Below are 12,511 nucleotides of genomic sequence, written 5' to 3'. Positions count from 1 at the left end.
CGTTGGAGAGCCGGAAATGACCTCCGAGCAGCATGCCATCGAGGAGCGCATCGGAGCGAGCTTCGCCAAGCAGGGCCTGATGGCAACGCTGGGGGCCAGCCTCGGCGCCGTCGCGCCGGGTTTCGTCGAGATCGTCCTGATCCCGGGCCCGGCGGTCTCGCAGCAGCACGGTTTCGTGCATGCCGGCGCGGTCAGCGCCATCGCCGATTCCGCCGCGGGCTATGCCGGCTTGAGCCTGATGCCGCCCGGACGCGGCGTGCTGACGACGGAATTCAAGATCAACCTCGTCGCGCCTGCCCTGGGCGAACGCATCATCGCGCGCGGCGAGGTCGTGAAGAGCGGCCGGACGCTGACGCTGGCCCAGGCCAAGGTGTTCGCCGAGACGGGCAGGCAAGAGAAGCTCGTGGCCCTGCTGACCGCGACATTGATGGCCATCGAAGGACAGGAAGGCGTCAGCGACTGACGCCTTCCCCGATATGCCGGGAAGCGCGCCTTACTCGCCGGCTTCCTCGATCGTCGAGCGGAAATCATTGGCGGGATAGACGCCCATGATCTTCATCTCCTTGGAGAAATAGGAGAGTTCGTCGAGCGCGCGCCGCAGCGCCGGGTCGTCGGGATGGCCCTCGACATCGGCATAGAACATCGTCGCCGAGAAATGGCCGTCGACCATGTAGCTTTCCAGCTTGGTCATGTTGATGCCGTTGGTGGCGAAGCCGCCCATCGCCTTGTAGAGCGCGGCCGGGATGTTGCGGACGCGGAACATCAGCGTCGTCACGGTCTTGCCGACGCCCTGGCGGGCATATTCCGGATATTTCGAGAGCACGACGAAGCGCGTGGTGTTGTGCTTCTCGTCCTCGATATCCTCCATCAGGATGTCGAGACCATAGACCTCCGCCGCGATGCGCGGGGCGATGGCCGCGCGCGTCATGTCATTGGCCTCGGCGACCTGACGGGCGGAGCCGGCGGTGTCGGCGGCGACCTCGGCCTTGAGGCCGAGCTTGCGGATGATCTTCCGACACTGGCCGAGCGCATGGATATGGCTCTGCACGGTCTGGATGGTCGCCAGCGTCGCGCCCTTCGCCGCCATCAGGTGGAATCGGATCGGCAGGAAATGCTCGCCGATGATGTGCAGGCCAGAGCGCGGCAGCAGATGGTGGATATCGGCGACGCGGCCAGCGATCGAGTTGTCGATCGGGATCATGCCGTAGCGAGCGGTACCGTCGCTGACGGCGGAGAGCGCGTCCTCGAAGGTGGCGCAGGGCAGAAGCTCGCAGTCCGGAAACACCTGAAGGGCCGCCTGCGAGGAGAAGGCTCCGGGCTCACCCTGATAAGACACGACGAAGGACATGGGACGACTTCAGGCTCCTCGGCTTCTTGTTATGACGCTGTCCGGCCGGTCCGGCCTCAGCGCGCTTTCAGGACCGCGCGGGCGCGATCGAGATCGGGGGGCGTGTCGACGCCGCGCGGCACATGGTCGATGACCATGGCGTCGATGCGCATGCCGTCTTCCAGCGCGCGCAATTGCTCCAGCTTCTCTCGCAGCTCCAGCGGCGATTGCGGCAGGCTGACGAAACGGTCGAGCGCGGCGCGGCGATAGGCGTAGAGGCCGACATGATGATAGAGCGGCCCTTCGCCGTAAGGCGCTGTGGCGCGCGTGAAATAAAGCGCGCGCATGTGGCCCGGTGAGATCTCGCTGCCGATGAGCTTCACGACGCTCGGCGCCGTCTTTTCCTCCTCGTCGTCGATCACGCCGGCCAGCGTCGCGATATCCACCGCCGGATCGGCGAGCGGCTTCACCGCCGCGGCGATGGCGGAGGGCGCCAGCGTCGGGAAATCGCCCTGCACATTGACAATGATGTCGTAATGGCGCTGCGGATCGAGGATGTCGGCAGCTTCCTTGATCCGGTCCGAGCCGGTCTGGTGATCCGCGCTGGTCATCACCGCCTTGCCGCCGGCCGCCTCGACCGCGGCCGCGATCTCCGGCGCATCGGTCGCCACCGCGACGTCTCCTGCCCCGGATTCGACCGCGCGGCGCCAGACATGGACGATCATCGGCTCGCCATGGATGTCGGCAAGCGGCTTGCCGGGCAGGCGCGTCGCCTGCATGCGGGCCGGGATCAGGATCAGCGGATGGGCCATTTTCTGAAGCGTGCTCGGCTGGGCCACCGCCGGTGAAAACCGGTGGCGGCAAAAAGTCTCAAAGAGTGCGTGCTTATACGAGTTGCAATGAAGCGCGCAAAGCGGTTAAGCAACGGCGGAAGCTGGAGCCTTTCAAGACTCCGGCCAAGCGCTATCTCGTCTCCCGCGCCCTGGGCCGCGGAGGGCACCAGGGTTCGGACACGATGAACATCGAAGCCAACAAGATTGCCGGCGCGGTTCTTTCCACGCTGCTCGTCGTGATGGGCCTCAACATGACGGCCGGCATCGTCTTCGCGCCGCGCAAGCCTGCCGTGTCGGGCTTCGAGCTGCCGAGCGAGGAGCCTGCCGCAGCGGGCGGAGCGGCCGCCGCCGTGGCGGAGGAGCCGATCGCCGTGCGCCTCGCCAAGGCCGACATCGCCAAGGGCGAAAAGGCCACCGCGGCCTGCAAGGCCTGCCACACCTTCGACAAGGGCGGCGCCAACAAGGTCGGCCCGCATCTGTTCGACGTTTATGGCCGCAACGAGGGCTCCGTTGCCGGCTTCGGCTACTCGGCAGCGATGAAGGGCCGCACCGACAAGGCCTGGGATGCCGACGCGCTCGACCATTTCCTGAAGAACCCGAAGGCCTATGTGCCCGGCACGATCATGGCCTTCGCCGGCATCGCCAAGCCGGAGACCCGCGCTGATGTCGTCGCCTATCTGAACAGCCTTGCCGACGCGCCGAAGCCGCTGCCGAAGCCCTGAGACAGCTCTGCCAACAGCCGTTCAGCGATCACGAAGCCGGGCTTTGCCCGGCTTTTTCATTTCCGCGCCTTGCTCCCGCCCCGCGCGTGCCCGCACAATCCGCCTCCTGCCAGCCATTGCCGTAACCTTGCGCGCAGGCGACACAGGACAACGGCGAATCAGACGGAGACGCGAAACGATGGCGATGCGCATCACACGCCGCAGATTGCTGGAAGCCGCAGGGGCCGCGACCGTCGCGGGCACCCTGCCTGCCCTTCCCGAAGCGGCGCTGGCGCAGGAAGCCGAATCGCACGGGCTCTCCACCTTCGGCGAGCTCGCGCTGCCCGCCGACTTCCCGCATTTCGCCTATGTGAATCCCAAGGCGCCGAAGGGCGGCTTGCTGACGATCCAGATCAAGCGCGGTGGCGGCAACCAGAGCTTCGACACCTTCAACACGCTCAACACCTTCGTGCTCCAGGGCGACGGTGCGGCCGGCATGGATGCCTGCTTCGACAGCCTGATGACCGGCTCCGGCGACGAGCCGGGATCGCTCTACGGCTTGCTGGCGAAGAGCGTCGCGATTTCCGCCGACAAGCTGACCTATCGCTTCCGCCTGCGGCCCGAAGCGAAGTTCCATGACGGCTCGCGGGTGACGGCGCGCGACGCCGCCTTCTCGATGAACATCCTGAAGGCGAAGGGGCACCCCTCCTATCGCCTGTTGCTCAACGAACTCGTCTCGTCGGAGGCGGAAAGCGACGACATCCTCGTCGTGAAGCTTTCACCCAAGCGCGGGCGCGACCTGCACCTCGTCGTCGCCGGTCTGCCGGTCTTCTCCGAGAAATACTGGTCAACGCGGGACTTCGCGGCGTCGACACTGGAGCCGCCGCTCGGCTCCGGCGCCTACAAGGTCGGGCGCCTCGAACAGGGGCGCTTCATCGAGTTCGAGCGCGTACCGGACTATTGGGCCAAGGACCTGCCGGTGAATATCGGCACCAATAACTTCGACCGGGTCCGCTGGGAGTATTTCCGCGATCGGCAGGTGGCGTTCGAGGCGTTCAAGGGCGGGGCCATCACCTTCCAGGAGGAGTTCACCTCGCGCATCTGGGCGACGGGCTATGATTTCCCCGCCGTGCACGAGGGCAAGGTCAAGAAGGAAACCCTGCCCAAGACCGAGCCGGTCGGCTCGCAGGGCTGGGTCTACAACACCAGGCGCGAGAAATTCGCCGATCCGCGTATCCGCGAGGCGCTCGGCCTCGCCTTCGATTTCGAATGGACGCGCAAGAACATCATGTTCGGCTTTTTCGAGCGGATGACCTCGTATTTCGAGAACTCGGATTCGAAGGCCATCGGCAAGCCCTCCCCCGAAGAGCTCAAACTGCTCGAGCCCTGGCGCGGCAAGGTACCGGACGAGGTCTTCGGCGAGCCCTTCCTGCCGCCGGTCTCGGACGGCTCGGGCAGCGACCGGAACCTCCTGCGCAAGGCGGACGAGATGCTGCGCGCGGCCGGCTGCAAGCGCGACGGCAACGTGCTGAAGCTGCCGAACGGCCAGCCCTTCGAGATCGAGTTCCTCGATTCCAACCCGGCCCTGCAGCCGCATACGCAGCCCTTCCAGGCCAATCTGAAGCGGCTCGGCATCAACGCCACCTCGCGCCTCGTCGACGCCGCGCAGTACCAGCGTCGCCTCGACGAGTTCGATTTCGACATCATCAGCCGGGCGCTCTCGGGCGGCGCGATCCCGAGCGACACGATGCGCATCGTCTATGGCTCGGAAGCGGCGAAGACCAAGGGCTCGCGCAATGTCGGCGGCATCAGCGATCCCGCCATCGACGCGATGATCGAGGCGATCGGCCAGGCCAAGACCTATGCCGACTGTATCGTCGCCGCGAAATGCCTCGACCGCCTGCTGCGCGCCGGCCGCTACTGGATTCCGATGTGGTGGAACGACGAGGAATGGCTGGCCTATTGGGACATGTACGACCGGCCGGCGACCAAGCCGAAATTCGCCTCCGGCGCGCCGGGCATCTGGTGGTACGACGCCGAGAAGGCCAAGCGGATCGGAAAGGCGTGAGCGGGGCATGCTGAGCTATATCGCCCGGCGCCTCGCGCTGATGGTACCGACCCTGTTCGGCATCCTGCTCGTTTCCTTCGTCATCGTGCAGTTCGCGCCGGGCGGACCGGTCGAGCGCGTGATCTCGCAACTCCAGAACCCGAACAGCGGTGGCGCGGCCGATCGCGTCGGCGGCGGCCAGATGGGCGATGCCGGGGCGCAGAGCGACGGATCGGCCTATCGCGGCGCGCAGGGGCTCGACCCCGCCTTCATCAAGGAGCTGGAGAAGCAGTTTGGCTTCGACAAGCCGGCGCATGAGCGCTTCCTGAAGATGCTCGGCGACTATGCCCGCTTCGATTTCGGCCGCTCCTATTTCCGTGACGCGCCGGTGCTCCAGCTGATCAAGGAGAAGCTGCCGGTCTCGATCACGCTCGGCCTGTGGATGACGCTGCTCTCCTATGCGATCTCGATCCCGCTCGGCATCCGCAAGGCGGTGAAGGAGGGCTCACGCTTCGACACCTGGACGAGCGCCGTCGTCATTATCGGCTATGCCATCCCGAGCTTCCTCTTCGCGATCCTGCTGATCGTGCTCTTCGCCGGCGGCTCGTTCTGGCAGATCTTCCCGCTGCGGGGCCTGACCTCCGACAACTGGGCGGAACTCAGCCTGTTCGGCAAGGCCAAGGACTATCTCTGGCACATCACACTGCCGGTGCTGGCGATGGCGCTCGGCGCCTTCGCGACCTCGACGCTTTTGACCAAGAACTCCTTCCTCGACGAGATCCGCAAGCAATACGTGCTGACCGCGCGGATGAAGGGGCTCAGCGAGCGCAGCGTGCTGTACGGCCATGTCTTCCGCAACGCCATGCTGATCGTCATCGCCGGCTTCCCCGGTGCCTTCGTGCATGCGCTCTTCGCGGGCTCGCTCCTGATCGAGACGATCTTCTCGCTGGACGGGCTCGGCCTTCTCTCCTTCGAGGCGATCGTCAACCGCGACTATCCCGTCGTCTTCGCCAATCTCTACATCTTCTCGCTGATCGGCCTCGTCGTGCATCTCATCACCGACCTGACCTATAGCTGGGTCGATCCTCGCATCGATTTCGAGAGCCGGGAGGCGTGAGCATGGACACGCTGATCGACGCTCCGCCGCCCGCCCTGCGCAGCGATATCCCGCTCGCGCCGGCCGAGGCCAAACAGGGCTGGCTCAAGCTCTCGCCGATCAACCGGCGCAGGCTCAACAACTTCAAGGCCAACAAGCGCGGCTGGTGGTCGCTCTGGCTGTTCCTGGCGCTGTTCGTGCTCTCGCTCTTCGCCGAGTTCATCGCCAACGACCGGCCGCTCGTCGTGCGCTACAAGGACGAATGGCTGTTCCCGGTCGCAGTGAACTATCCGGAAGAGAAGTTCGGCGGCTTCCTCGCCACGACCGACTACCGCGACCCGGTCATCGCCAAGGAGATCGCCGCCAATGGCTTCGCGATCTGGCCCCCGATCCGCTACAGCTATCGCACGCATAATCTCGACCTGCCGGTGCCGGCCCCGGCACCGCCGACCTGGCTGCTCAAGGACGAGCAGTGCAAGACGATAGCCGAACGCACGGGCGGCAAGACCTGCCGCGACCTCGAATGGAACTGGCTCGGAACCGATGATCAGGGCCGCGACGTCGTCGCGCGGCTGATCTACGGCTTCCGCATCTCCGTCCTGTTCGGCTTGATCCTCTGCGCCTTCTCCTCGGTGATCGGCATCACCGCCGGCGCGATCCAGGGCTATTTCGGCGGCTGGACCGATCTGATCTTCCAGCGCCTGATCGAGATCTGGACCTCGATCCCGGCGCTCTACCTCTTGATCATCGTCGCCGCGATCATCACGCCCGGCTTCTTCGTGCTGCTCGGCATCCTGCTGCTGTTCTCATGGGTCGCGCTCGTCGGCGTGGTCCGCGCCGAGTTCCTGCGGGCGCGCAATTTCGAATATGTCCGGGCGGCCCGGGCGCTCGGCCTCTCCAACCGCACCATCATGATCCGGCACCTGCTGCCGAACGCGATGGTGGCGACGCTGACCTTCCTGCCCTTCATCCTGAACGGCTCGATCACCACCCTGACCTCGCTCGACTTCCTCGGCTTCGGCCTGCCGCCGGGCTCACCATCGCTCGGCGAGTTGCTGGCGCAGGGCAAATCGAACCTGCAGGCGCCCTGGCTCGGCCTCTCCGGCTTCATCGTGATCGCGCTGATGCTGTCGCTGCTGATCTTCATCGGCGAAGCGGTGCGCGACGCCTTCGACCCGCGGAAGACCTTCGCATGAGCGCGCCGCTTCTCTCCGTCGAAGACCTCTCCGTCGCCTTCCGCCAGGGTGGGCGCGAGACGCTTGCGGTCGACCGCGTTTCCTTCTCGATCGCCAAGGGCGAGACCCTGGCGCTGGTCGGCGAATCCGGCTCGGGCAAGTCGGTCTCGGCTTTGTCGATCCTGAAGCTCCTGAACTATCCGGCGGCACATCACCCCTCCGGCAAGGTGCTGTTCAACGGGCAGGACCTGATCGCGGCCGACGAGGACGCGATGCGCAAGGTGCGCGGCAACGACATCACCATGGTGTTCCAGGAGCCGATGACCTCGCTCAACCCGCTGCACACGATCGAGCGGCAGATCGGCGAGATCCTCGAACTGCACAAGGGCCTGCGCGGCGAGAAGGCGCGCGCGCGCACGCTGGAGCTGCTCGACCTCGTCGGCATCCGCGACGCGGCAAGCCGGCTGGACGCCTATCCGCATCAATTGTCCGGCGGGCAGCGCCAGCGTGTGATGATCGCGATGGCGCTCGCCAACGAGCCGGAACTGCTGGTCGCCGACGAGCCGACCACCGCGCTCGACGTCACCGTGCAGGCGCAGATCCTGAAGCTGCTCAAGGAGCTGCAAGGCCGGCTCGGCATGGCCATGCTGTTCATCACCCATGATCTCGGCATCGTCCGGCGCATCGCCGACAGGGTCTGCGTGATGCTGAAGGGCAAGGTCGTCGAGCATGGCCCCGTGGCCGAGATCTTCGCCAACCCGCAGCACGACTATACCAAGCGCCTGCTTGCGGCCGAGCCGAAGGGCCGCCCTGCCCCGGTCCCGGCAGACGCTGCGACGCTGCTGGAGGCCGGGCCGGTCAAGGTCTGGTTCCCGGTCAAGTCCGGCCTGATGCGCCGCGTCTCCGGCCATGTGAAGGCGGTGGATGGCATCTCGGTGAAGGTGCGCGAGGGCGAGACACTGGGCGTCGTCGGCGAGTCCGGCTCGGGCAAGACCACGCTCGGCCTCGCCATTCTCCGGCTGATCGCATCGGAAGGGCCGATCGTCTTCCTCGGCGACCGGATCGACGGGCTATCCAGCAAGCAGGTCCAGCCCAAGCGCAAGGATTTGCAGGTCGTCTTCCAGGACCCCTATGGCTCGCTCTCGCCGCGCATGTCGGTGGCCGAGATCGTGGCCGAGGGGCTCGCCATCCAGCAGCCCGATCTCAGCTACCCGCGCCAGCGCGAGATCGTGGCGCAGGCGCTCGCTGATGTCGGGCTCGACCCGGCAGCGATGGACCGCTACCCGCACGAATTCTCGGGCGGGCAGCGCCAGCGCATCGCGATCGCCCGCGCGATGGCGCTCAACCCCAAATTCGTGGTGCTGGACGAGCCGACCTCGGCGCTCGACATGTCCGTGCAGGCGCAGATCGTCGAGTTGCTGCGTGGGCTGCAAGCGAAGCGCAAGCTCGGTTATCTCTTCATCAGCCACGACCTCAAGGTCGTCCGGGCGCTGTCGCATCGGGTGGTGGTGATGCAGAACGGCAAGGTGGTCGAGGAAGGCCCGGCCGAGGCGATCTTCGCAGCGCCGCGCGAGGCTTACACCCAGGCGCTGCTGGCGGCCGCTCTAAACCTCGATACCGCCAGCTCCGCCGCAGTGAAGGATTGAGCATGACGCGCGCGCTCCTGATCGTGCTGGATTCGGTCGGCTGCGGCGGCGCGGCCGATGCGGCAGCCTATGGCGATGCCGGCTCGGATACGCTCGGCCATATCGCGGAAGCCTGCGCCGATGGTCGCGGCGACCGCGAGGGCCTGCGCAGCGGGCCACTCCAGCTGCCGAACCTCGTACGGCTCGGCCTTGCCCATGCCTGCGAGGCCTCGACCGGCCGGCCGCTCGCCGGCGTCGCAAAGCCGGCCAAGCCAGAGGGGCGCTGGGGCTATGGCGTCGAGATCAGCCAGGGCAAGGACACGCCGTCAGGCCATTGGGAGATCGCTGGCTGCCCGGTGCCGTTCGAATGGGGCTATTTCACCGCTCTCGAGAACTCCTTCCCGCCCGAGCTCGTCGCCGGCATCGTCAAGGAAGGCGCCCTCCCCGGCATCCTCGGCAACAAGCACGCCTCGGGCACCGCGATCATCGACGAATTCGGTCTGGAGCATATCCGGACGGGCAAGCCGATCTGCTACACCTCGGTCGATTCCGTGCTGCAGATCGCGGCGCATGAGGAGCATTTCGGCCTCGACCGGCTCTATGCCCTCTGCAAGACCGTGCGTGGCCTCGTCGATCCGCTGCGGATCGGTCGCGTGATCGCGCGCCCCTTCGTCGGCTCAGCAGAGGAGGGCTTCGCCCGCACCGGCAACCGCAAGGACTTCGCCATCCCCCCACCGGACGAGACGATCCTCGACCGGCTGGTGAACCAAGGGCGCACGGTCGTCACCGTCGGCAAGATCGGCGATATCTTCGCCCATCGCGCCACCGGTACCGAGATTAAGCCCTTCGGCAATGCGGCAATGCTCGACGCCGCGCAGGAAGCTTGGGATGGCCTGCCCGATGGCGGCTTCTGCTTCGTCAATCTCGTCGATTTCGATACCGAGTTCGGCCACCGGCGCGACATCCCCGGCTATGCCGCGGCACTTGAAGCCTTCGACCGCCGCCTGCCGCATGTCGAGGCGGCGCTGCGGCCGGGCGACATCGCCGTCGTCACGGCCGACCATGGCAACGATCCGAGCTGGCCCGGCACGGACCATACCCGCGAACATGTGCCGATTCTGGCCTTCGGCCCGGGCATCGGTGCGGAGCCGCTCGGGCGTCGCGGCAGCTTCGCCGATATTGCGGCGAGCCTTGGCAGCTTCCTCGGCATCGGACCGGTCGGCCCCGGCCGCCCCTGGTGAGGATCAGGCCGTAGCCACCCGGCCGCAGAAGCTCGCGACGTCCTGACGAATGCCCTGAGCCTGCTGGGCGAGCGCGCTGGCGGCATTCTGCAATTGCTGGGCGGCGCCGTGGGTCTGGCGCGTCATGACCTCGAAGCCGCCGGCGACATCGGCGCTGCGCTGCGCGCCCTCGAAGGACAGCCTGACCTGATGAGCGATCTCGGCCGTGGCGCGGCTCTGCTCGTCGACGGAGAGCGCGATCGCGTTGGCTACGCTCTCGACATCGCCGATCGCCTCGACGATGTCGCGAATCGCCTTGAGCGAGCGCTGCGAGGCCTGCTGCATCGTGCCGATCTGGTGCGAGACCTCGTCGGTGGCCTTGGCGGTCTGGGCCGAGAGCGTCTTGACCTCGCTGGCGACGACCGCGAAGCCGCGCCCCATCTCGCCGGCGCGTGCCGCCTCGATCGTGGCATTGAGCGCGAGCATGCTGGTCTGGGCGGCGATACCGCGGATGATCTCGACGACGGCGCCGACATTCTCGCTGCTCTGGGCGAGATGCTCGATCTCGGCGCTGGCGCGCCGAGCGAGGTCCGCGGCGACCTTCGAACCATCGGCCGACTGGCCGGCATTACGGCCGATCTCGCCGATCGAGGCGACGAGTTCGGTGCTCGCGGCGGAGAGATGATCGATGCTGTCCATGGTGCCGGCGGCGGAATCGGAGACCATCGCGGTCTGGCGCCGGACATGGTCGGAGGTCTCGGTCAGAGCTCCGGCCTCCGTGTTCATCGCGGCAGCCGAGTGGTCGAGCACAGCCATCGCCTGCTCCATCTGCGCGCGGAAGCCGGCCACCACATCCTGCAGCATCTCGGCACGCCGGCCGAGCTCATCCGCCAGATTGCGTTCCTTCTCGCCGGCCAAGCGCTCGCGCTCGGCCACTTCCTGCGCCCGCGCGAGATTCTGCTCGTTCACGGCGAACATGCGCTGCAGAACCACGGCGAAGATCGCCAGGAACGCCGTCTCGATGATGACGATCACAGCGTGGAGCAGCACGCGCAGCAGGCTGCCGCCTTGGTAGAAGACTGCGGCCGGCAGGACATATTGCAGCACGAGATGGTGCGCGGCCGTCAGCACGGCCCCCATCAGGATCGGCCGCCAGTCGCAGAAGCCGGCGAGCAGCGCCAGCACCGCGAAATAGTACATGTGGATGTCCGGCTGCCAGGGATGCCCGGCGAAGCTGAATACCAGGATCGAGACCTGCCCGATCAGCATCGTGGCAATCACGAGCTGCGTCACGATCGCCGGGCCAGCCAGACGATAGCTCGCCATGGCCACGAGGACGACCAGCGCCGCCATCGCGACCGGGACTACACCGGATGCCCCATTGGCCCAGAAGCCAAGGGCGAGCAGAGGCACATGCAGCAACCCGAGGGCGAGCAGGGCCTGCGTGACCCTGTGGCGCACCGCTGACAGGGTCCAGATCATGAGGAGGCTTCCGTTTGGCCGGGGATATCGAGACATCCGGCGAGACCCGCGAGGACAAGGGAGAACCACGCGCCCTTCGGCAATGCAGGGGCCTGCCCGTTCAGCGTCGGCGCCACGACGACGATCGCGTTGAAACGGCCGCTGCGCAGGACGCGATGACCGGCGGCGAAGCTTTGTGCGATCGCCTCTGCGCCATCGGTCCAGGGTGGGAAGACGATAGCGACAGGAACAGCCCCATCCTTCGCACGCGGCAGGCTCGCGAACGCCCCGAGGCTGACCAGCAGGCAGACCAGCGCGACGAGGAAGCCACCGGCTGGTGACAACCGCTCCTCGCGAGCCGCGCCGGGTTCCGCAGGAGATATCGATGACATTGGCGGGGAATCACTCGGAGCTGCGGCGGCGTACCTGCGAAGCAATCCCAGCCGTGTAAAATTTTACTTAAGCCGTTCACCCGGGCTGAACTGCGATTGCTCGTCCGGCGTCGCATTTACTTTTCATCAAGAGGAGAGATTTACAACTTTTAGTTGTATCTACTTTTCGAGGAACGGCCATGCTGCCTGCCCTGTCCCGCTTCTCCCGAAACCAGCGCGCGACCACCGCCATCGAGTTTGCCTTCGTCGCGCCGGTCCTGCTGCTGCTGCTCGTCGGCATCATGGGCTACGGCTACGTCTTCGGCATCTACCACAGCATCCAGCAGATCGCGGCCGAGGCGGCGCGCTCGTCCGTATCGGGCCTGAGCGACACCGAGCGCTCCCAGATCGCCCGCGACTTCATCACGGCCCATGCCGGCTCCTATGCCTTCATCGACCCGTCGAAACTGAGAGTCCGGACCGGCCAGACCGGACCGCAGATGCAGAGCTTCGAGGTCGCGGTCGCCTATGACATGAGCGGCTCGGTCTATGACAGCCTCAGCCGAATGGTCTCACTCCCTCAACCCATGATTGAGCGCCGGGCCATCGTCCAGCGCGGCGGATACTGAACGCATTTTCGTGAACTCAAGGCGCG

Annotated in this window: 12 protein-coding genes; 8 read left to right on the top strand and 4 right to left on the bottom strand. The window is 66.2% G+C overall.

The annotated features are described in order from the left end of the window. Positions 1 to 16 precede the first annotated feature (16 nt). Complete coding sequence (locus tag NUV79_RS15030) at positions 17 to 463, top strand: PaaI family thioesterase (RefSeq protein WP_257733902.1); 447 nt, start codon at positions 17 to 19, stop codon at positions 461 to 463. 30 nt (positions 464 to 493) lie between these two features. Here the strand turns inward: NUV79_RS15030 and NUV79_RS15025 are convergent, their stop codons facing one another. Together NUV79_RS15025 and NUV79_RS15020 are read right to left on the bottom strand one after the other, a co-directional pair. Further along, the gene (locus NUV79_RS15025; protein ID WP_257733901.1) at positions 494 to 1,348 is read right to left on the bottom strand and encodes a prephenate dehydratase; all 855 of its coding nucleotides are present in this window, start codon (positions 1,346 to 1,348) and stop codon (positions 494 to 496) included. Between the two features lie 56 nt (positions 1,349 to 1,404). Beyond that, complete coding sequence (locus NUV79_RS15020; protein WP_257733900.1) at positions 1,405 to 2,139, bottom strand: 3-deoxy-manno-octulosonate cytidylyltransferase; 735 nt, start codon at positions 2,137 to 2,139, stop codon at positions 1,405 to 1,407. 203 nt (positions 2,140 to 2,342) lie between these two features. Here NUV79_RS15020 and NUV79_RS15015 point away from each other — a divergent pair, with 203 nt between their 5' ends. From NUV79_RS15015 to NUV79_RS14990, 6 genes are all read left to right on the top strand, one after another. Beyond that, a complete protein-coding gene (locus NUV79_RS15015) occupies positions 2,343 to 2,882 on the top strand; it encodes a c-type cytochrome (RefSeq protein ID WP_257733899.1) in 540 nt (179 codons plus the stop codon). Between the two features lie 178 nt (positions 2,883 to 3,060). After that, positions 3,061 to 4,929: an extracellular solute-binding protein gene (locus NUV79_RS15010; protein WP_257733898.1), complete on the top strand. Its 1,869-nt coding sequence runs from the start codon at positions 3,061 to 3,063 to the stop codon at positions 4,927 to 4,929. 7 nt (positions 4,930 to 4,936) lie between these two features. Beyond that, positions 4,937 to 6,025 carry a microcin C ABC transporter permease YejB gene (locus tag NUV79_RS15005; protein WP_257733897.1) on the top strand — a complete coding sequence of 363 codons (1,089 nt, stop codon included), beginning with the start codon at positions 4,937 to 4,939 and terminating at the stop codon, positions 6,023 to 6,025. 2 nt (positions 6,026 to 6,027) lie between these two features. Then, on the top strand, positions 6,028 to 7,200 hold the full coding sequence (locus tag NUV79_RS15000) for an ABC transporter permease (RefSeq protein ID WP_257733896.1): 1,173 nt from the start codon (positions 6,028 to 6,030) through the stop codon (positions 7,198 to 7,200). After that, positions 7,197 to 8,825 carry an ABC transporter ATP-binding protein gene (locus NUV79_RS14995; RefSeq protein ID WP_257733895.1) on the top strand — a complete coding sequence of 543 codons (1,629 nt, stop codon included), beginning with the start codon at positions 7,197 to 7,199 and terminating at the stop codon, positions 8,823 to 8,825. Before NUV79_RS15000 ends, NUV79_RS14995 begins: the two co-directional genes overlap by 4 nt. Positions 8,826 to 8,827: 2 nt before the next feature. Continuing rightward, positions 8,828 to 10,045, top strand: a complete 1,218-nt coding sequence (locus tag NUV79_RS14990) for a phosphopentomutase (RefSeq protein ID WP_257733894.1) — start codon at positions 8,828 to 8,830, stop codon at positions 10,043 to 10,045. A gap of 3 nt (positions 10,046 to 10,048) precedes the next feature. On the opposite strand, the gene NUV79_RS14985 is transcribed toward NUV79_RS14990, so the two are convergent. Both NUV79_RS14985 and NUV79_RS14980 read right to left on the bottom strand, forming a co-directional pair. Next, entirely contained in the window at positions 10,049 to 11,506 is a 1,458-nt protein-coding gene (locus NUV79_RS14985) for a methyl-accepting chemotaxis protein (RefSeq protein ID WP_257733893.1), read from the bottom strand. Next, on the bottom strand, positions 11,503 to 11,829 hold the full coding sequence (locus NUV79_RS14980; RefSeq protein ID WP_257733892.1) for a hypothetical protein: 327 nt from the start codon (positions 11,827 to 11,829) through the stop codon (positions 11,503 to 11,505). Before NUV79_RS14980 ends, NUV79_RS14985 begins: the two co-directional genes overlap by 4 nt. Before the next feature lie 227 nt (positions 11,830 to 12,056). On the opposite strand from NUV79_RS14980, the gene NUV79_RS14975 reads away from it, so the two are divergent. Further along, positions 12,057 to 12,485: a TadE/TadG family type IV pilus assembly protein gene (locus NUV79_RS14975; RefSeq protein WP_257733891.1), complete on the top strand. Its 429-nt coding sequence runs from the start codon at positions 12,057 to 12,059 to the stop codon at positions 12,483 to 12,485. Positions 12,486 to 12,511 lie beyond the last annotated feature (26 nt).

Source organism: Allobosea sp. 47.2.35, assembly GCF_024655635.1.
Classification (GTDB): Bacteria; Pseudomonadota; Alphaproteobacteria; order Rhizobiales; family Beijerinckiaceae; genus Allobosea.
This window is presented reverse-complemented; position numbering and strand designations above follow the sequence as displayed.